Source organism: Candidatus Accumulibacter sp. ACC007 (assembly GCF_907163205.1).
In the GTDB taxonomy this organism is placed as follows: domain Bacteria; phylum Pseudomonadota; class Gammaproteobacteria; order Burkholderiales; family Rhodocyclaceae; genus Accumulibacter; species Accumulibacter regalis.
Genome location: NZ_CAJQUD010000011.1, coordinates 86,712 through 104,934, shown reverse-complemented (window position 1 = coordinate 104,934; position 18,223 = coordinate 86,712). Strand labels below are relative to the sequence as shown.

At 64.0% G+C, this 18,223-nt stretch carries 20 protein-coding genes and 1 pseudogene; 1 reads left to right on the top strand and 20 read right to left on the bottom strand.

Features of this window, described 5'->3' with window-relative positions:
• Nucleotides 1–1,042: pseudogene (locus tag QZ634_RS20430) on the bottom strand (methionine aminotransferase); the annotation flags it as partial.
• 55 nt (nucleotides 1,043–1,097) lie between these two features.
• Here QZ634_RS20430 and QZ634_RS20425 point away from each other — a divergent pair.
• Nucleotides 1,098–2,342 (top strand): poly(3-hydroxybutyrate) depolymerase, encoded by a 1,245-nt coding sequence (locus QZ634_RS20425; RefSeq protein WP_291991331.1) that lies wholly within the window; start codon nucleotides 1,098–1,100, stop codon nucleotides 2,340–2,342.
• Nucleotides 2,343–2,367: 25 nt separating this feature from the next.
• Here QZ634_RS20425 and lysM read toward each other — a convergent pair whose 3' ends face one another.
• From lysM to rsxC, 19 genes are all read right to left on the bottom strand, one after another.
• A complete protein-coding gene (lysM, locus tag QZ634_RS20420; protein WP_291991330.1) occupies nucleotides 2,368–2,880 on the bottom strand; it encodes a peptidoglycan-binding protein LysM in 513 nt (170 codons plus the stop codon).
• 184 nt (nucleotides 2,881–3,064) lie between these two features.
• The gene (locus QZ634_RS20415; RefSeq protein ID WP_291991329.1) at nucleotides 3,065–3,871 is read right to left on the bottom strand and encodes a phosphate ABC transporter ATP-binding protein; all 807 of its coding nucleotides are present in this window, start codon (nucleotides 3,869–3,871) and stop codon (nucleotides 3,065–3,067) included.
• 212 nt (nucleotides 3,872–4,083) lie between these two features.
• Complete coding sequence (locus QZ634_RS20410; protein ID WP_291991337.1) at nucleotides 4,084–4,305, bottom strand: ATP-binding cassette domain-containing protein; 222 nt, start codon at nucleotides 4,303–4,305, stop codon at nucleotides 4,084–4,086.
• A complete protein-coding gene (locus tag QZ634_RS20405; RefSeq protein ID WP_291991328.1) occupies nucleotides 4,275–4,451 on the bottom strand; it encodes a hypothetical protein in 177 nt (58 codons plus the stop codon). The genes QZ634_RS20410 and QZ634_RS20405 overlap by 31 nt, the downstream gene beginning before the upstream one ends.
• Nucleotides 4,448–4,807, bottom strand: coding sequence for a hypothetical protein (locus QZ634_RS20400; RefSeq protein WP_291991327.1), 360 nt, complete (start codon nucleotides 4,805–4,807; stop codon nucleotides 4,448–4,450). Before QZ634_RS20400 ends, QZ634_RS20405 begins: the two co-directional genes overlap by 4 nt.
• The gene (gene pstA, locus QZ634_RS20395) at nucleotides 4,801–5,691 is read right to left on the bottom strand and encodes a phosphate ABC transporter permease PstA (RefSeq protein WP_291991326.1); all 891 of its coding nucleotides are present in this window, start codon (nucleotides 5,689–5,691) and stop codon (nucleotides 4,801–4,803) included. Before pstA ends, QZ634_RS20400 begins: the two co-directional genes overlap by 7 nt.
• A gap of 3 nt (nucleotides 5,692–5,694) precedes the next feature.
• Entirely contained in the window at nucleotides 5,695–6,279 is a 585-nt protein-coding gene (pstC, locus tag QZ634_RS20390) for a phosphate ABC transporter permease subunit PstC (RefSeq protein ID WP_291991325.1), read from the bottom strand.
• Between the two features lie 84 nt (nucleotides 6,280–6,363).
• Nucleotides 6,364–6,642, bottom strand: a complete 279-nt coding sequence (locus QZ634_RS20385) for a hypothetical protein (RefSeq protein ID WP_291991324.1) — start codon at nucleotides 6,640–6,642, stop codon at nucleotides 6,364–6,366.
• A gap of 1 nt (nucleotide 6,643) precedes the next feature.
• Nucleotides 6,644–7,729: a PhoU domain-containing protein gene (locus QZ634_RS20380; protein ID WP_291991323.1), complete on the bottom strand. Its 1,086-nt coding sequence runs from the start codon at nucleotides 7,727–7,729 to the stop codon at nucleotides 6,644–6,646.
• A gap of 90 nt (nucleotides 7,730–7,819) precedes the next feature.
• On the bottom strand, nucleotides 7,820–8,695 hold the full coding sequence (locus QZ634_RS20375) for a phosphate ABC transporter substrate-binding protein (RefSeq protein ID WP_291991322.1): 876 nt from the start codon (nucleotides 8,693–8,695) through the stop codon (nucleotides 7,820–7,822).
• Nucleotides 8,696–9,518: 823 nt separating this feature from the next.
• Entirely contained in the window at nucleotides 9,519–10,688 is a 1,170-nt protein-coding gene (locus QZ634_RS20370) for a VWA domain-containing protein (RefSeq protein ID WP_043567370.1), read from the bottom strand.
• Between the two features lie 35 nt (nucleotides 10,689–10,723).
• Nucleotides 10,724–11,566: a MoxR family ATPase gene (locus tag QZ634_RS20365; RefSeq protein ID WP_043567372.1), complete on the bottom strand. Its 843-nt coding sequence runs from the start codon at nucleotides 11,564–11,566 to the stop codon at nucleotides 10,724–10,726.
• A gap of 122 nt (nucleotides 11,567–11,688) precedes the next feature.
• A complete protein-coding gene (locus tag QZ634_RS20360; protein WP_291991321.1) occupies nucleotides 11,689–12,117 on the bottom strand; it encodes a DUF1841 family protein in 429 nt (142 codons plus the stop codon).
• The gene (locus tag QZ634_RS20355) at nucleotides 12,098–13,231 is read right to left on the bottom strand and encodes an FIST C-terminal domain-containing protein (RefSeq protein ID WP_291991320.1); all 1,134 of its coding nucleotides are present in this window, start codon (nucleotides 13,229–13,231) and stop codon (nucleotides 12,098–12,100) included. Before QZ634_RS20355 ends, QZ634_RS20360 begins: the two co-directional genes overlap by 20 nt.
• A complete protein-coding gene (nth, locus tag QZ634_RS20350) occupies nucleotides 13,228–13,881 on the bottom strand; it encodes an endonuclease III (protein ID WP_291991319.1) in 654 nt (217 codons plus the stop codon). Before nth ends, QZ634_RS20355 begins: the two co-directional genes overlap by 4 nt.
• A 34-nt stretch (nucleotides 13,882–13,915) precedes the next feature.
• Complete coding sequence (locus tag QZ634_RS20345; RefSeq protein ID WP_291991336.1) at nucleotides 13,916–14,611, bottom strand: electron transport complex subunit E; 696 nt, start codon at nucleotides 14,609–14,611, stop codon at nucleotides 13,916–13,918.
• The gene (gene rsxG, locus QZ634_RS20340) at nucleotides 14,611–15,294 is read right to left on the bottom strand and encodes an electron transport complex subunit RsxG (protein WP_291991318.1); all 684 of its coding nucleotides are present in this window, start codon (nucleotides 15,292–15,294) and stop codon (nucleotides 14,611–14,613) included. Before rsxG ends, QZ634_RS20345 begins: the two co-directional genes overlap by 1 nt.
• Entirely contained in the window at nucleotides 15,291–16,316 is a 1,026-nt protein-coding gene (locus QZ634_RS20335; RefSeq protein ID WP_291991317.1) for an RnfABCDGE type electron transport complex subunit D, read from the bottom strand. The genes rsxG and QZ634_RS20335 overlap by 4 nt, the downstream gene beginning before the upstream one ends.
• Nucleotides 16,313–18,214: an electron transport complex subunit RsxC gene (gene rsxC / locus QZ634_RS20330; protein WP_291991316.1), complete on the bottom strand. Its 1,902-nt coding sequence runs from the start codon at nucleotides 18,212–18,214 to the stop codon at nucleotides 16,313–16,315. Before rsxC ends, QZ634_RS20335 begins: the two co-directional genes overlap by 4 nt.
• Between the last annotated feature and the right edge of the window lie 9 nt (nucleotides 18,215–18,223).

Sequence of the window (18,223 nt, the reverse complement as noted above, 5' to 3'; positions counted from 1 at the left end):
ACCGCCACACCGACGTCGCGGGTCAGCCAGCGGGCAAACTCCTGGTCGGGGAGGTCGGAAATGGCGCTGTAACGCGCCAGTTGAAAGTAGGTGCCGCGGCAGGGCAGCAGCTCGAAGCGCGAAGCGCCGAGCTGGCGGCGGAAAAACTCGCGCTTCCCTTCGTAGAACGCGGCCAGGCCGAGATGCCGCGAGGCGTCGCGCATGTACTCGGCAATCCCCAGCTGGCAGGGCGTATTGACCGTAAACACGTTGAACTGATGGACCTTGCGGAACTCGCGCATCAGTTCGCGAGGACCCAGCACGTAGCCGATCTTCCAGCCGGTGATGTGATAGGTCTTGCCAAAAGACGAAACGACGATGCTGCGCGCGGCCAGTTCCGGATGCGCAGCGACGCTCTCGTGCCGGGCACCGTCGAAAACGATGTGTTCATAGACCTCGTCGGCGAGAAGCACGATGTTCGTATCGCGCGTCAGTTCGGCCAGGGCCGCGAGATCGTCAGCGTCGAACAGGCAGCCGGTGGGGTTGTGCGGCGAATTGATGATGATCATCCGCGTGCGCGGGCTGAGCAGCGAACGAACCTGCTGCCAGTCCGGCCGGTAATCGGGGAAGCGCAGCGCCGCGTAAACGGCCTTCCCGCCAACCGTTTCGATCGCCGGCACGTAGCTGTCGTAGACCGGCTCGAAGACGATCACCTCGTCGCCACTGCGCACGAAGGCGGCAATCGCCGTGAAGATCGCCTGCGTGGCACCGGCGGTCACCGTGATTTCGTCTTCGGCGTCGTAGTCGGCGCCATAGAGCGCCGCGACCTTGTCGGCGATCGCCGTGCGCAGTTCGGCCACACCGGCCATTGGCGGATACTGGTTGCGCCCCGCGCTCATCGCCCGCAGGGTGGCGTCGAAAAGCGCCGCTTCGGCTGAAAATCGGGAAACCCCTGCGACAGGTTGATCGCGCCGCAGTCGGCGGCGAGCTTCGACATCACCGTGAAGATGGTGGTCCCCACCCAGGGAAGTTTCGAGTCGATGGCGACTGGGGACTGGCGCATGGCGATCCGCGACAGCCGCGGTGGAGAGTGAGCAAGGGCGTAGTTTAGGGGCCCCATGGCGATCAAACAAGGCACCGCCGCTTCAGGTCGGCGAAGCATCGAGCGGGCGGTCGCCGCCAGCCGCCCTGGTCGTCGGCAAGGCGATCTGCTAGCATTTGCCGGTCGCCGTTTTCATCGTTCTTGCCCGGCAACCACCATGGCCACCGCGAATACCCTCCGGCGCAGCCTTGCCGCCACGGCTCTCGTCCTCCTGCTGAGCACCGGCCACGCCCGCGCAGCGGAAGCCCCGCCGCCGCTGCCGGCGCTGGGCGCCGAGTTGAGCGGCCTGACCGTCTCCGGCATCTCGTCGGGGGCGTTCATGGCGGTGCAGTTTCATGTCGCGCACGCGAAGCTGGTTGGCGGCGCAGGCGTCCTCGCGGGCGGCCCGTATTACTGTGCCGAAGGATCGATCTGGCGAGCGCTCACCCATTGCATGGCGCCCTCGTGGTGGGCAGCGCTGCCGTCGGTGGAGGAACTGCGCGCCAAGGCGGAAGCACTTGCCGGCGCGGGCCGCATAGATCCGCTGGACAGGCTGAGCGACGATCGCGTGTGGCTGTTCTCAGGCGGCAAGGACAGCATCGTTGACACCACGGTGATGGAGCGGCTGGCTGCTTTCTATGGCCAGTGGATCGTGCCGACGGCGATTCGCTTCGTCAAGCTGACGGAGGCCGGGCACGCCATGATTTCGGTCGTCGCCCCGGCGGCCAAACCCTGCAGCAGCGAGCAATCGCCGTTCATCAACCGCTGCGGCGACTTCGATGCCGCCGGCGAAATGCTCAACCATCTGCTGGGCCGATTACGGCCGGCGGCGACGACCCTCAGCGGCGAAATGCTGCGCTTTGATCAGAGCGCCTTCGTCGCCGGCAAAGCGATCGACGCCGGACTGGCAGACGCCGCTTACGCTTTCGTGCCGCAGGCCTGCCACAGCAATGCCTGCCGGGTGCATGTCGTCTTCCATGGGTGTCGTCAGAGCACGGCGCAGATCGGCCGCCGCTTCGTCGATGGCGCCGGCTACAACCGCTGGGCGGACAGCAATCGCATCATCGTCCTCTATCCGCAGGTGGAACCACGCTATGGCCTGGCGATCGGATCCTGGCGGTGGCTGAACAACCCCTTCGGCTGCTGGGACTGGTGGGGCTATTCGGGCAGCGACTACGCCACGCAGGGTGGCGTGCAGATCAAGGTCGTGCGCGCCATGCTCGAACGCCTGGCGGCGCCCCGCCAGCCACAGGCCGACACCGCGGCGGCACGCCAGCCCTGAGCGCGCAGCGCGCCGCGGGTCCGGATCAGAGGGGAGGAATGCGCAGCATCTGGCCGGGATAGATCCTGTCCGGGTGACCGAGCATTGGCTTGTTGGCCTCGAAGATGAGCATGTACTTGTTCGGATTGTCGTAGTGCAGCTTCGAGATCTTCGACAGGTTGTCGCCGGAGACGACGGTGTAGAAGAGGGCTTCCGGCGCGCTCTGGTCTACCGAAAGCATGTCGTTGACCCGGGCGACGCCGCTGACGTTGCCACAGCACAGGAGGATTTTCTCCTTGCTGGTCTGATCAGCGGCGACACCGAAAACGGTCGCCGCCCCACTGGCGCCGTCAAAGGTCACGGTCAGCCCGGTTACGGTCAAGCCCTGCGTGATGACGTAAGCCTCAATGGCATCGCCAGCGGCACGGTTCATCTGGTCCAGTCTGGCTTTGGCCGCATCGTCGTTGGGCGCATTGGTCACCGCATCCGACGCGACTTGCGCCTCCTGGGAGCGAAAAAGCTTCTCACCTGCTTCCTTGACGAAATCGAAAAGGCCCATGCTGATTCCTCCGGTTGAGCGACGCCCGGTGGCGCCGGAAAGTGACTTGGCGGTGGTTTGACGAGGGTCGGCAAACGGCAGCGAGTCTAGCAGTTTCTCCCGGCTTGGCAAGCCAGTGGCAGCGCCCCGCACGGCACAACGCCCGGCGGGCCGGGCGTTGCCTCGTTGCGCGCAAACCGTAGGCTCAACCGTAACGGCCTTCGATATAGTCAGAGGTCTCCTTGTGTACCGGAGTCACGAACATTTGCTCGGTAAGCGCATGCTCGACCACCTTGCCCATCAACATGAAGATGCATTCCTCGCTGGCACGACGGGCCTGCGCCATGTTGTGGGTGACGATGAGTATTGTGTACTGGCCGCGCAGTTCCCAGAGCAACTCCTCGACCGCTTCGGTCCCCTTCGGGTCGAGGGCTGAACAGGGCTCGTCCATCAGCAACAGCTTCGGCTTCACGGGTAGCAGACGAGCGATACACAGCTTCTGCTGCTCTTCCAGCGACAGTTCGGTCGCCTTGCGCTTGAGTCGATCCTTGACCTTGTCCCACAGCAGCACGGTGCGCAGGGACTCCTCGACGATTTCGTCCGCAGTGCCCTGGTGCACGTCACCGCCGCCCTTGGCGTGCAGACGGTGACTGAAAAGGATATTGTCGCGAATCGAAATGGGCAGCGGATTGGGACGCTGGAAAACCATCCCCACCTGCTTGCGCACCTGGATCAGTTCGACGCCCGGGTCGTAGATATTCTGGCCCATGACGTCGATACTGCCCTCGATGCGCACGTAGCCGAGACGCTCGTTGATGCGGTTGACGCTGCGCAGATAGGTACTCTTGCCACATCCCGAGGGCCCGATCATCGAGGTGATCATGCCCTGGCGGATGCGCAGATCCACGTCGTACAGAGCCTGGAAGGTTCCGTACCAGAGGTTCAGTTTTTTGGTATCGATCGCGTATTCTGGAGCTGGCTGCTGCAGAGCAGCGGCTTGGACGGCGGTCATCTCGTTATGTCCTTCGTTGGCATTCAAGTCAATTCAGTGGCAAGCGGCGTCGCCCGGCGCGAAAGCTGGCGCCCTGCTGCCGTCGGCAACAGGGCGCCAGCTAGGCAACCGGGCTCAGCCGAATCGTCCCTCTACGTAGTCGCGGGTCCGCTGATCCTTCACCTCACCGGTGAACAGATCCTCGGTGACGCCCACCTCGACGCACTCGCCATTCAGGAAGAACGCCGTGCGGTCGGCCAGGCGCCGCGCCTGCTGCACGAGGTGGTGACCAGGATGATGGTCACCTCCCGGCGCAGCTCCTTGAGCACATCTTCGATGCGCATCGTGGTCACCGGGTCGACGGCGATCGAGAACTCGTCGAGCATCAACAGATCGGGCTCCTGCGACAAGGCCCGGGCGATCGTCAGGCGCTGCTGCTGGCCGCCGGAAAGCAGGCTGCCAAGCGCATGCAGACGATCCCTTGACCTCGTCCCAGAGGGCCGCCCGGGTCAGGACAGCGCTGCACGATCACGTCCAACTCGGCCTTGTTCTTGATCCCCCGCAGGCGCGGCGACAGGGCAACGTTCTCATAGACCGTCATCGGCAGGGCCGACCGGCAGCGGAAAGCGACACCGATGCGGACTGCGCAGCGCATAGACATTTTTCAGGTGGCGGGTATCGAGGCCGTTGAAGCGGATTTCGCGGCACGTGCATTCCCGTGTTGAACACGTCCATGCGGTTGACCGCCTTGAGGAACGAGGTCTTGCCGGCGTTGGCGGGGCCAATGATGCCGAAGATCTCGTGCTCGCGAATCTCCAGGTTGACGTCCTTCAACGCCACTGCCTTGCCGTAACTGATGGTCAGGTCCTTGGCCGCCAGCTTGATCCGCGGCGCCGCGGAAGCGGCACCGTCCTGACCGGTAGCCGCCACTCGTTCGAGAGCGCTTTGACTTACCATTTCTTCTTCCCCCTGAGCCACATGCGAAACGCGATCGACGCGCTGTTCATCAGCAACACCAGTCCGATGAGGACCAGAGCGATACCGAACGGGACCTCCTCGGCGATGCCCGGAACCTGGGTCGCGGCGACGAACAGGTGCAGCGACAAGGCCATGGTCTGGTCAAAGACGCTTTGCGGCAGGAAGGGCGTGAAGAACACCGCGCCGGTGAACATGATCGGTGCGGTCTCGCCAGCGGTGCGCGAAACCTCGAGGATCACGCCGGTCAGGATGCCGGTGATCGAGTTCGGCAGCACCACCTTGCGGATGGTCTGCCAGCGCGTCGCTCCCATATTCCAGCAGGCCTCGCGAAACGCCAGCGGGACCGACTGCAGCGATTCTCGGGTGGCGACGATGACCACGGGCATGGTCATCACCGCCAGCGTCATGCTCGCCGCCAGAATGCTCGTCCCGAACTTGAAGAAGATGACGAAGGCGCCGAGCCCGAACAGGGCATGCACGATCGACGGCACGCCGGCCAGGTTGATGATCGCCAGATTGATCACCCGCGTGAACCAGTTGTCGCCGGCGTACTCGCTGAGGTAGATGGCCGCGAAGATGCCGATCGGAACCGACAGCAACAGGGCGACCATCACCAGCCAGACGGTGCCCAGCAGCGCTGGCAGCACGCCGCCGGTACGCATGCCGTCGGTCGGCGCAGTAAACAGAAACTCCCAGGAGATCGCCCCGCCACCCTTGTGGATCAGGGTTCCGAGAATAATCAGTACCGGCGCAATCAACATCAGGGTCATCAAACCGAAGAGCATTCGATAGAGGCTCTGGACCCTGGCATTGCGGTGATTCAGGCTGCTCGCCTGGAACATGGCTGCGTTGGCAGTTGTCATTTTCTATCCCTTGCGAATGCCGCGCACGATCAGATCGGCGGTCAGGTTGACGGTGAAGGTGACCAGGAAGAGCAGAATGCCGATGGTGAACAGCGCCTGATAGTGCTCGCCACCCACCACCGTTTCACCCAGCTCCGCGGCGATGGTGGCGGTCAGCGCGCGCACCGAGTCGAAGACGCTGTCGGGGATATTGACCGCGTGCCCGGTGGCCATCAGCACGGCCATCGTTTCTCCGAAGCCACGTCCGACGCCGAGCAGCACGCCACCGAGGAGACCGTTCTTGGCCGCCGGCAGCACCACCTTGTAGGTCACCTGCCAGCGCGTCGCGCCCATCGCCTCGGCGGCTTCGCGGTAGCGATCGGGAACCGCCTTGAGCGCATCCTCGGCGATCGAGGTCATGATCGGCGCGGCCATCAAACCAAGGATGATGCCCGCGTTGAGCACGCACAGACCCACCGGCACGTCGAACCACTTGATGATCAATGGATTCATGATCACCAGGCCGATGAAACCCCAGACCACCGACGGAATCGCCGCCAGCAGCTCGACCAGCACTTTCAGCGTTTTCGCGCGTCTTGCCGCTGGCAAACTCGGCGATGTAGATCGCCGCGCCGAGCGAAAACGGCACGGCGACCAGCATCGCCAGACCGGTGACGCTGGCGGTACCCGCCATCAGCGCCAGGATCCGTATTCGGGGGCGTCGGCGTCGCTCGGGAACCAGTACGGCGTGAGAAAGAACTCCCGAACGTTCATGTGGTGGAAGATGAAGCCGACACCTTCCTTAAAGACGAAGATGAAGATTCCCAGGACGAAGACGATCGCCGAGATGCCGCAGAGGAACACAAGCGCCTGAACGGCCTTGTCTACGTACCAGTCTAAATCGCGACGATCGAACGCGCCCGCCCCCCCGGCAGCCACAGCGGCGCCGGGTACAGTGTTGCTGTTGGCCATGTCAGTCGGCCTCCTCGCCCCGCAGGGTGGTCATCAGGTTGTTCACCTGCACGGCGATCTCGCGACTCAGCGCCTCGTAGCGCTCGCGCTGCTGTTCGCCGGGAAGTTCGGCCGCAACCAGACCGCCGACGTCCCATTCCAGTGCCGCGGTGTGGAACGGTATGTTGTCGACGTAGGACTTGACCGGACCCTGCAGGCTGACGATGACGTGAAAATCGGCAAGATCGCGAAGACTCAGATTGATCGCTCGTGGCTGATGGCGGGCCAGATCGACGCCGCTCTCCTGCAGCAGGCTGACCACCTCCGGCGCCGTCGTACCGGCCTGGCGACCGAGGCTACGGAATTCGCCCCCCTCGGGGAAATTCTTGCGGGCGACGGTCTCGGCAATCGGACCGAGGACGCTGTTGTCCTCGTCGAGGAAGAGGATGCGAAAGACCTTGTTCGCCTTGGTCTGCCCGGTGACCGCGAACACCGTTTCCTCGCAGATGTTCTTGGCCTGGTCGGAAACGCGCTCGAGCGAGTTGAAAACACCCAGATAGGCGAAGAGATCCTCGATGCTGAATTTTTCCCCTTCCGTGACCAGATCGGCAAAGACCACATCGAAAGTCCGCTCGACCTGATCGGCCATGATCATCGTCGCCTTGGCCTTCTCGGCGTTGCCGTCGATGAAGGCGCAAACCGCCTGCTTGAACATCTGCCGTGACTCGCCGGCAAGCAGTTCGACCTCGCGCTTGATCAGCGCGTCCGGCCGCTTGGCCAGATGCACCGACTCGCGGGCGATGGTCACCGCGTAGTCGCCGACGCGTTCGAGCGCGATATTGGCGTGAATCATCGCCGTCATCAGGCGCAGATGCCCGGCGCTTGGCAGATGGACGCCGATGAAAGCGTGGCACATCTTGTCCAGCTTGGTGTTTTCGGCGTTGATTCGCTGATCACCCAGGACGGTTGCGTAGGCCAGCTTGTCGTCGCCGGTCAGCAGCGCGCGGACCGCGGTGCCGAGGGCCTCGTCGACGCGCTTGGCCAGCAGGGTCGCTTGTTGTTTGATTCGGGACAGGTCTCTCTCGAGACGTTCTTCATAATGACTCATCGGTTGCGGCTCCCCACAGCGCTAACGGACAACAGATCGCAGAACGGGCACGGGAACTGCAGCGTCCCCGTGCCCGGCATCGAGAATGATTTACTTGCAGGTGACTTTCTTGATTGGCGCGTAGCCTTCCTTGGCCACGATGCACTGGCCGACGTCGCTCTTGATCCAGTCCATGTACTTCTTGGTATCGGCCTTCGGCTGACCATCGGTGTACATGAACAGCGGACGGGCGATCGGATAGGTGCCGTCGAAAGCGGTATCCTCGGTCGGCTTGACGCAGGGCTTGCCTTTCTCGGGCGCGATGCACAACGCCTTCAGGTGATCGGTGGCGTAGGCCAGGCCGCTGTAGCCGATCGCGCAAGGCGTCTTCTCGACCAGGTCGGCAACGTCCTTGGAGCCGTGCATGTCCAGCGTTCCCTGGCGGAACTTGCCCTTCTCACCGAGAACGGCCTCCTGGAAGTAGGCGTAGGTTCCCGAGTTGTTCTGCCGGCTGACGACGACGATCTCGTCCTTGCAACCCGGAATGGTGATTCCCAGATCGCTCCACTTGGTCGCTCCGCCGCCGCGTCCGTAGATCTTGGCCAAGTCGGTGATGGTCATCGAATCGCCGGGGAAGTTCTTGTGTACGAAGATGGCCAGGGCATCGTAGCCAACGACGTGCTCGACCGGATCGTGACCCTTGGCCTTGGCCTCGGCGATTTCCTTGTCTTTCATCTTGCGGCTGGAATTGGCGATGTCCACGGTGCCGTTGATCATCGCTGCGATACCGGTACCCGAACCGCCGCCGGAAACGGCAACGGCCACATTCGGATTGATCTTGCCGTATTGCTCGGCCCACGACTGGGCAACGTTGACCAGGGTATCCGAACCCTTGTTCTGGATCTCGGTTCGTGCGGAAACAGCGCCGGAAGCAAGGGCGCCGGCGACGGCAAGACTGATGCTCAACAACATCGATTTCGAAGTCATTTGGGATTCTCCAAGGGTGGGAAATTTTTTGAAGTCTCTAGATGCAGATCAAAGACTTCGGTGCAACGGAAAGCATTTGAGGGACAAAGACTATCAGAAAAATTTTGTCTGACAAGCCCCATAGGCGCAGGAAATAATAATAAAAATTGGCCTGACCAATAACCGGCGCAAGTTTTGCCGACAAGCCAAAAATATCATGCTAAACGCATGTATCAAAAAACCACACGAAGGTATAAAAGCTCAGCTTTTTTACGTACACTGCTGTTGTAGTTGTGTTTTTTTGTATCCAAAAGATGCTGAAAGCATTTTTGTTGGCCGATAACTGCTGCGCACATGAATTTTTAGGCGATTAACAGAATCTCGCGATGAAATGCCATGGCCAGAGAATTTTTGGCTAAACGTTTTCAACCGCGATGGTGGCGTAAAACCCGCAATAACCGCCAGAGTTAATCGTCACTACATAATATTAATTGTTTTTTATCATCGAGTTGCACGGCGTTTTCGGAAGTCTTCCGCAGGCGTACAATCCTTCGCCAGTTTTCCAAGGATCATGACATTGGAACGTCCTCGGGGAGGCGCCGGAAGGGCCGGGTTTCCGGCCTTCATTTCCATACTTCCAGAATTCCGGTTCATGCGTTCAACATGCACTGGGGCGGATTGCGGGCGCGTTCTCAGGACGCGAACGCGCGGGGAACGTCGGCGATCTGGTCGGCAAGCGAAGGGTATGGCGAAGACGGGTGCGAGCCGTCTGCACAGCCGACGACACACTGCGGGGTCGGGCGGCACTGGCGCGGGCAAATCCCGGGCGAGCGAGCCGCCGCGCCTACTTGCTGAGCAGCCGCATCCCCCGCTCCAGCCCGTCGAGCGTCAGCGGGAACATGCGCCCGCCCATCAGGTTGTGGATCAGCGACGTCGATTGGCGGTACTGCCAGGCGTGCTCGGACTCGGGGTTGAGCCAGATCGCGTGCGGCCAGGTGTCGGTCAGCCGGCGCAGCCAGGTGGCGCCCGGCTCGGCGTTGTTGTATTCGACGCTGCCCCAGGGCTGCAGAATCTCGTAGGGGCTCATCGCTGCGTCGCCGACGAAGATCAGCTTGTAGTCATTGCCGTACCTGTGCAGCACGTCGTGGGTGTCGATACGCTCGCTGTGGCGGCGGCGATTGTCCTTCCACAGGTATTCGTAGACGCAGTTGTGGAAGTAGTAGTACTCGAGGTGCTTGAATTCGCTGTGGCAGGCCGAGAACAGCTCCTCGCAGACGCGGATGTGATCGTCCATCGAGCCACCGATATCGAGAAACAGCAGCACCTTGACGGCGTTGTGGCGCTCGGGCCGCAGGCGCAGGTCGAGCCAGCCGGCGTTGCGCGCGGTGCCGGCGATGGTGCCTTCGAGGTCCAGTTCCTCGGCCGCGCCCTGGCGGGCAAAACGGCGCAGCCGGCGCAGGGCGACCTTGATGTTGCGTGTGCCCAGTTCGACGCTGTCGTCGAGGTTGCGATACTCGCGTTTCTCCCAGACCTTGACCGCCGAGCGGTTCTCGCTCTTGCCGCCGACGCGGATCCCTTCGGGATGGGTGCCGCCGTGCCCGAAGGGCGAAGTGCCACCGCTGCCTATCCACTTGCTGCCGCCGGAGTGACGTTCCTTCTGTTCGGCGAGACGCTTCTTGAAAGTCTCCATCAGCTTGTCCCAGCCGAGTTTTTCGAGCTTGGCGCGTTCGGCGTCGGTGAGGTGTTTCTTCACTGCCTGCCGCAGCCAGTCTTCGGGGATCAGTGCTTCCATGCCGGGCAGTGCTTCGACGCCCTTGAAGTACTCGCCGAAGGCGCGGTCGAACTTGTCGAAGTGCGTCTCGTCCTTGACCAGAATCGCGCGCGAGAGGACGTAGAAGTCGTCGAGGCTGTGCTCGATGACGTGCTGCTGCAGGGCTTCGAGCAAGGCCAGGAACTCCTTGATCGACACCGGCAGCCGGTTCTCTTTGAGATGCAGGAAGAAATCGATCAGCATGGTGGCTATCGTTCAGCCGAAGCGGCTGTCAGCGCTCAGCGATTCTGGCGGGCCATGAAGATGAGCCGTTCGAAGAGGTGGACGTCCTGCTCGTTCTTCAGCAGCGCCCCGTGCAGCGGCGGGATGGCGCTCTTGTTGTCCTTGCTGCGCAGCGCTTCCGGCGGGATGTCCTCGGCGAGCAAAAGCTTGAGCCAGTCGAGCAGTTCCGAGGTCGACGGCTTCTTTTTCAGGCCGGGGATTTCCCGCAGATCGAAGAACACTTCCAGCGCCTCGCGCAGCAGGGCCGGCTTCAGTCCCGGGAAATGGACGTCGACGATCTGCTTCATCGTCTCCCGGTCGGGGAACTTGATGTAGTGGAAGAAGCAGCGGCGCAGAAAAGCGTCGGGCAGTTCCTTTTCGTTATTCGAGGTGATGAACACCGCCGGCCGGTGACGCGCACGAACGTTCTGCCGCGTCTCGTAGACGAAGAACTCCATGCGGTCGAGTTCGCGCAGCAGGTCGTTGGGGAATTCGATGTCCGCCTTGTCGATTTCGTCGATCAGCACCACCGACGGCGTCTCGCATTCGAAGGCCTGCCAGAGCACGCCCTTGAGAATGTAGCTGCCGATGTCGGCGACCTTGGCCTCACCGAGCTGCGAATCGCGCAGGCGGGAAACGGCGTCGTATTCGTACAGCCCCTGCTGCGCCTTGGTCGTCGACTTGATGTGCCACTGGAAAAGCGGCCGCCCGAGCGCGGCGGCAACCTCTTCGGCAAGCATCGTCTTGCCGGTACCCGGTTCACCCTTGATCAGCAGCGGTCGCTGCAGGGTGACGGCGGCATTGACCGCCAGCGTCAGGTCACCGGTCGTGACGTATTTGTCGGAGCCGGAAAAGCGCATGGGGAATCTTCCTCTCGAAGCGACCCGTCGATTCTACGCGCAAAGTCCGCACGCCGGGTTCGCTGCCGCACCCTGCCGCACCCTGCCGCACCCTGCCGCACCCTGCCGCACCCCGCTGCGCCTCAGGCGCCGGCGGCACGCCGCACGCAGTCGAGGTAAGCGACACCGTCGATGGCGCTGCCGTCGCGCTGCGAGCGCCACAGCGCCTCGCCGAGACACTCGAGGATGGCGTGCTCGGCGTCATGGACTTCGAGCCGCCCGCGCAGCGCCTGATAGGCGGCACGTATGCCCGGCGGCTGATCGATGCTGATCTGCTCGGCGACGGCGAGGTGCAGCGAGAGGTGCAGGAAAGGATTCATCTGCCCGTTCTCGGGCGAAAACTCCTGCTCGACCGCCAGCTCGGGATTTTCGAGCAGCGCATGATATTCCGGATGCTCGACGATCAGATCGGCGGCCGTGACTTCGGCGCCCTCGAGGATGGCGCGATCGAGATGCTTGCGCCAGGCGGCACAAAAGAACTGCCGTACCTGCTCACGACTGGGATTGAACACTGGACCTCCGGGACGAGTTGCTGATCAGGGCGGTGACCACGGCATTGTGCAGCGAACGATTGCCGCCCGCTGCGCAGGCCGCGATTTGCCCGGTTCCGTAAACACCCAACAGCGGCAGACCGGGAAACGCCTGGCGCAGGCAGTCAAGCTCAGGTTCATGTGCGCCATGAAAGTACGGACCGCGACCGATGCACGAGAAAACCAGGCCGGCAACCGGTTCTGCCACAACGGCGGCCAGTTGCTCGACGCTGCGACGCATGTCGTCCTCGGCCGACTGTGGCCGGCGAATCGCCCAGGCCAGCCTTTGCCCCGGCCTTGTCCCTTCGGCCAGGGTCAGCGAGCGATCAGCTGCGTTGGCCGAAAGAATGGCGATCGAATGCCGGCCAGCGGCACTGAAAGCGTCCCGGTTGGCGCCACTCTCCTCATCGATCAGCAGCGCCGACAGTGCGGCCAGCGGTAGCGGTCCCTGCTCGCGCAAGTCGTCTGGCAGGGCGCCGAGCAGGCTGTCGAGCGCGGTTTCACCCCCCAGCGAGAGCAGATCGTAAGCGCGGCTGCGCTCTATCCGTCGCGGCTCGGCGAGCAGGCTCCAGCCACTCGAGACGCCGATGTCGACCCGCGCTCCGTGCACGCGCACGCTACAGCTTGCCGCCAGGCGGCTGTGCTGCCAGACCGTGGGCGCGCTGCCGCCAGTGCTGCCAGCGAAGCTGCCGCCGAAGCGCCGCTTCGTCGCGTCCCCCCAGGGGTACGGAAAGCTGCCCCCGGCATAGCTCATGAATGCTTCCTGATGCGCCTCGCCCGCAGGCGCGCCGCCTTCGCGATGATCCAGCGACAGGCTGCCGGCGAAGACCATGACGGCTGCCGCAGGTCGATCGATCACCCAGCCGTGCTCGCTGAAGACACCGGCCGCGATGCCACCGGCGACCTCGGTGCACTGGGCGACCCGGGCCACGGCGCTGACCGTCTGCTGCGCGCAGCGGGAGAAGTCCGGGGTGAGGAAGAGCAGCACCCCCGTGGCATGGCTGGCGCCGGTCCTGGCGAGCGCCTTCGCCAGCGCCTCTTCGGCCAGCGCGGGCAGCGCATCGTTGCCCGCGACCAGCGCGCTGGCGACGCTCATGGCAGCTGCGCTCCGTAGGGATCGGCCTTCCCGGACCAGGCGCACAGATCGGCGATCGCGCAGCGCCAGCATTCCGGCTTGCGCGCCTTGCACACGTAGCGCCCGTGCAGGATCAGCCAGTGATGCGCCGATTGGCGAAACTCCGCGGGAACGCACTTGAGAAGCTCGCGCTCGACCGCCAGCGGCGTCTTGCCGGGGGCCAGTCCGCTGCGGTTGGCAACACGGAAGATGTGCGTGTCCACGGCGATCGTCGCTTCGCCAAAGGCGGTATTGAGGACCACGTTGGCCGTCTTGCGACCGACTCCCGGCAAGGCTTCGAGCGCCGCCCTCGAGGGCGGCACCTCGCCGCCGTAGAGCTCGACCAGTTGCCGACAGGTGGCGATGACGTTGCGCGCCTTGCTCGGGTAAAGACCGATGCGATTGATGTACGCGGCCAGCCCCTCCTCGCCCAGGGTCAGCATCGCGGCCGGCGTCGGCGCATCGGCGAAGAGCCGGCGGGTGGCCAGGTTGACGCTCTTGTCGGTGGCCTGCGCCGACAGGATGACGGCCACCAGCAACTGGAAAGTCGTCGCGTACTCGAGCTCGGTGGTCGGCTCGGGATTGGCCGCGCGTAGCCGCGCGAAGAGCTCTTGCCGCTGCTGGCTGTTCATCCGCAACCCTGGAGGGGGAGAAATCCGGCGCTGCTCAGACACCGTCGGCAAGGGGCAGCGGCGACCCATGGTCCGACCCGGCCGCGGGCTTGCGCGCCGCGGCACGCGCCTCGACCCAGTTCTTCCAGGCGATCAGCAAGCCAAGAAGAATGAAAGCACCGGGCGGCAGAACGGCGAGCAGGAAGCCCGGGTAGTCGGCAGGCAGCAGTTGCAGCCCGTGGACGCCGGGAAAGACCATGTCGATTCCCGCAAACAGCGTGCCGCCGCCGATCAGCTCGCGCAAGCCGCCGAGCAGGGCCAGCGTCCACAGCAGGCCGATACCCATGAAAATACCGTCAAGCAGGGATTGGAGAGGGGGATTCTTGTTGGCAAAAGCTTCGACCCGCGCCAGGACGATGCAGTTGGTGACAATCAGCGGGATGAAGATGCCAAGGACCAGGTACAGCTCGTGGAAATAGGCGTTGAAGATCAGGTCGACGACGGTCACCAGTGCGGCAACGACAAGGATGAAGACCGGAATGCGAATCTCGTGCGGAATCAGGTTGCGCAGCGAGGCGACGGCGACATTGGCCACCGCCATGACGATGATCGTCGCCAGGGAAAGCATCACCCCATTGACCAGCGTCGTGGTCACTGCCAGCAGCGGACACAGACCAAGCAGCTGTATGAGGCTGGCGTTCTGGTGCCAGACGCCGTTGTCCAGGATCTGGCGGAATTGTTCGCGATCGATCACTTGCTTTCTCCTTGGCTGGCCGCGGGGAGTGTGGGGAAGAACTGCTGGCGGTTTTCGGCGACGTACTGCAGCGCCTTGTGCACCGCCTTGATCACCGCACGGGGCGTGACCGTCGCGCCGGCGAGCGAGTCGAAACGGCCATGGTCTTTCCTGACCGCCCAGTCGCGCTCGGCAACGCTGGCCAGCGAGAGACCGTTGAACTGGCTGATCCACGGCCTTTTCTTGTCCTTGTCCTTGCGCGGGTCGATGTAGTCGCCGAGTCCGGGCGTCTCCTTGTGCTGCGTGACGCGAACGCCAAGCAGGGTGCCATCGGCAGCCACCGCCAGCAACAGGCGAATCCTGCCCGAATAGCCGTCCGGGGCGACGGCTTCGAAAACCAGCGCACTGGCGCTGCCGTTCCTGCGCGCCAGATAGGCTGTCGACGGCTCGTCGAGCCCGAGACCGGCGCTTGCCGGCAACTGCCGCTGGTCGTTGAGCAGGTCGTTGTCGTAAAGCCCGCGCGGCAGTACTTCGCCGATCAGTTTCATTTTCTCGGCCGCCGCCGCGGCTTCGATGGCCGGCTCGGTCGACGTGTAAACCGCCGCCAGCAGAGCAGTGAAGACGACGACAAAGACGAACAGGACGATGGCCGTGCGCACCGCCATCGCTGCGGCGCCGATCGTCTTCAGCGGCGGCGTCATGGCTCGCCCTTGAGACCGAAGATCGGCGGCTGCGAATACATGTCGATCAGCGGCACACAGAGATTCAGCAGCAGCACCGCAAAAGCGACGCCGTCGGGAAAACCGCCGAAGACGCGGATGATGTACGCCAGCAGGCCGGCAAGCAGGCCGAAGATCAGCTTCCCTTTCGGCGTCGTGCAGCCAGAAACCGGGTCGGTGACGATGAAGAAGGCGCCGAGCAGCGCGCCGCCCGAAAAAAGATGAAAAACCGGGTTGGCGAACTGTTGCGGATTCCACCCCCAGAGCAGCAGCGCCAGCAAGCTCAGGCCGACAATGAAGCCGAACGGCGCGTGCCAGCTGATCAGCTTGCGCTGCCACAACCACAGACCACCGAGCAGATAGGCGCTGGCCACCCACTCCCAGCCACGGCCGGCGAAATTGCCGAAAACATCCTGCGTGGCCAGCAATGTCGGCACATCGACGCTGCCATTGGAGAGCTTCAACGCGGTCTTCAGCGCATCGAGCGGCGTCGCGCCGCTCATCACGTCGACACGCGGCGCGAGACCGGCAATGATCTTCAGCTGCTCGGCGAAACCGAGTTCCAGGCCGAGCGTCGGCCATTGCGACATCAGCGCCGGAAACGAGACGATGCAGGCGGCAAAGGCAACCATCGCCGGGTTGAACGGGTTCTGGCCCAGGCCCCCGTAGAGATGCTTGGCAACGATGATGGCAAACAGCGTGCCAACGACAATCAACCACCAGGGCGCCAGCGGCGGGAAGCTCAGCGCGATCAGCCATGCGGTGACGATGGCACTGCCGTCGCTCAGGAACAGGGCCAGCGGCTTGCGCCGCAGGCCGAGCACCAGTGCCTCGCCGGCGAGCGCCGCCAGAGTCGCCAGCCCCAGCTGCACGACGATACCCGGACCGATCAGCCAGACGTAGGCGGCAATGCCGGGCAGCAGTGCGAGCAGCACCTGCACCATGACGCGGCGAACGCTGGTGCCTTGCTGCAGCAGATAGGGGGGCGTGCTGAAATCGCTCATTCGGCCGTTTGCCCGGGTTTCTCGCCGGGTGTCGACGTGGCCCGCCCGGCTGTCGCCGCCGCCAGCTCCGCCGCGTCTTCTGCCTGCAGCGCCGCCCTCCTCGCGTCGACGGCAGCGAGCTGGCGCTTCTGCTCGGAAGTCAGTTGCTCGGTGTTGCGCGGTTGCACCGCCGCGCGCTGGGCGCGCGCACGTTCCATCGCCGCGACGATGGTCGCCTTCTTGATCGCTTCGGCGTCGGGCGCGGGAGTTTCAGGGGCCGCAGAGGCGTCGGGCGCGGAAGCTTCAGGGGCGACAGAGGCGACGGGCGCAGACGCGTCGCCGGATTGCGCCGACGGCCCGGCGACCGCTGGCAGCGCTTCGGCTTCGGACCCGACGGCGCCCGGTGGCCTATCCGCCGCCGCGGCAGGACCTTGAGCGGCAGCCGGCAGCTCGCCCGCTGCCGCCAACCGCGCCTGCTTCTCGGCCGCGCGCGCGGCAGCGCCTTTGGCCAGGCGTGCTGCTTTTTCGGCCTGTTCGCGTTCCTCGCGCGCGTTGCGCAGCTCGAAGCGCGCCTTGGCGGCGTCGGCGCCCTTCTTTTCCCGCTCGCGCGACCAGATCTCGCTCTTGGCGAAACGAAAATACTGCACCAGGGGAATGTGCGACGGGCAAACGTAGCTGCAGCAGCCGCACTCGATACAGTCGAAGATGTGGTACTCCTGCGTCTTGCCGAAGTTGCGCGCCCGTGCGAACCAGTACAACTCGAACGGTTGCAGCTCGTGCGGACAGACTTCGGCGCAGGCGCCGCAACGGATGCACGGCATCTCCGGCGGACTCGCCGGGAACATCGTCGGCGATGCAGCGATGATGCAGTTGGTCGCCTTGACCACCGGCGCATCGAGGCTCGGCAAGGCGAAGCCCATCATCGGCCCGCCCATCAGGTAGCGGTCGGTATCGGCTTTCGGCCGGCCGAGCGCGACCAGCTCGCGCAGCGGCGTACCGAGCCGCACTTCCCAGTTACGCGGCTGTTCGAGATTGCCGGTCAGGGTGACGATGCGCGAGATCACCGGCTCGCCGAAAGCCAGGGCGCGATACGCCGAGTAGACCGTGCCGACGTTGAAGCACTGCACGCCCAGTTCGGTCGAGCGCTTGCTCGCCGGGACCTCCTTGCCGGTCAGGACGCGAATCAGCTGCTTGGCGCCGCCGGCCGGGTAGCGAGTCGGGACGGCGATCACTTCATAGTCTTCACCGACCTGCTGCACCGCTCGTTGCATGGCGACGACGGCTGCCGGCTTGTTGTCTTCGATACCGATCAGTACCCGCTGCGCGGCGAGCAGGTCGCGAAAGATGGCCGTTCCGCGAACGATCTCCTCGGCACGCTCGCGCATCAGGACATCGTCGCAGCTCATGTAGGGCTCGCACTCGGCGCCGTTGATGACCAGCTCGTCCACAGCCACGCCTGCGGCAGCCGTGAGCTTGGCGTGACTGGGAAAGACGGCACCGCCGAGACCGACGACACCGGCGTCACGCAGCGCTTCGCGCACCTGCTCGGGAGGCAGACTGCGGTGATCGAGCGGCGTGCGCGCGATCCACTCATCGCGGCCGTCGGGCTCGATGACCACGGTAAGCGTCGGCAGGCCCGAGGGATGCGCAGCCATATGCTCCTCGATGGCCAGCACGGTACCGGAAGTCGACGCGTGCGCGGCCGCCGACAGCCAGCCGTCGGCGCCGCCAATGACCTGTCCCTTGCGCACCCGCTCACCGACTTCGACGAGCGGGTTGGGCTGGCCGCCGATGCTCTGATGCAGCGGCACGTAGAGGCGCGACGGCAGTGGCGCCCGGGCGATCGGTTCCTGCACCGAAGGCGTCTTGTGCGTCTGCGGCTTGACGCCGCCCTTGAAGCTGAAGAGTCGCTGCAGCATTCCGCTCGC

Bases quoted from the DNA above. Each gene is read 5' to 3' on its own strand.
- QZ634_RS20425 (WP_291991331.1), top strand. From the start codon at position 1,098: ATGGCGATCAAACAAGGCACCGCCGCTTCAGGTCGGCGAAGCATCGAG.
- lysM (WP_291991330.1), bottom strand. From the start codon at position 2,880: ATGGGCCTTTTCGATTTCGTCAAGGAAGCAGGTGAGAAGCTTTTTCGC.
- QZ634_RS20415 (WP_291991329.1), bottom strand. From the start codon at position 3,871: ATGACCGCCGTCCAAGCCGCTGCTCTGCAGCAGCCAGCTCCAGAATAC.
- QZ634_RS20405 (WP_291991328.1), bottom strand. From the start codon at position 4,451: ATGACGGTCTATGAGAACGTTGCCCTGTCGCCGCGCCTGCGGGGGATC.
- QZ634_RS20400 (WP_291991327.1), bottom strand. From the start codon at position 4,807: ATGGTAAGTCAAAGCGCTCTCGAACGAGTGGCGGCTACCGGTCAGGAC.
- pstA (WP_291991326.1), bottom strand. From the start codon at position 5,691: ATGACAACTGCCAACGCAGCCATGTTCCAGGCGAGCAGCCTGAATCAC.
- QZ634_RS20385 (WP_291991324.1), bottom strand. From the start codon at position 6,642: ATGGCCAACAGCAACACTGTACCCGGCGCCGCTGTGGCTGCCGGGGGG.
- QZ634_RS20380 (WP_291991323.1), bottom strand. From the start codon at position 7,729: ATGAGTCATTATGAAGAACGTCTCGAGAGAGACCTGTCCCGAATCAAA.
- QZ634_RS20375 (WP_291991322.1), bottom strand. From the start codon at position 8,695: ATGACTTCGAAATCGATGTTGTTGAGCATCAGTCTTGCCGTCGCCGGC.
- QZ634_RS20370 (WP_043567370.1), bottom strand. From the start codon at position 10,688: ATGCTGATCGATTTCTTCCTGCATCTCAAAGAGAACCGGCTGCCGGTG.
- QZ634_RS20365 (WP_043567372.1), bottom strand. From the start codon at position 11,566: ATGCGCTTTTCCGGCTCCGACAAATACGTCACGACCGGTGACCTGACG.
- QZ634_RS20355 (WP_291991320.1), bottom strand. From the start codon at position 13,231: ATGAGCGTCGCCAGCGCGCTGGTCGCGGGCAACGATGCGCTGCCCGCG.
- nth (WP_291991319.1), bottom strand. From the start codon at position 13,881: ATGAACAGCCAGCAGCGGCAAGAGCTCTTCGCGCGGCTACGCGCGGCC.
- rsxG (WP_291991318.1), bottom strand. From the start codon at position 15,294: ATGACGCCGCCGCTGAAGACGATCGGCGCCGCAGCGATGGCGGTGCGC.
- QZ634_RS20335 (WP_291991317.1), bottom strand. From the start codon at position 16,316: ATGAGCGATTTCAGCACGCCCCCCTATCTGCTGCAGCAAGGCACCAGC.
- rsxC (WP_291991316.1), bottom strand. From the start codon at position 18,214: ATGCTGCAGCGACTCTTCAGCTTCAAGGGCGGCGTCAAGCCGCAGACG.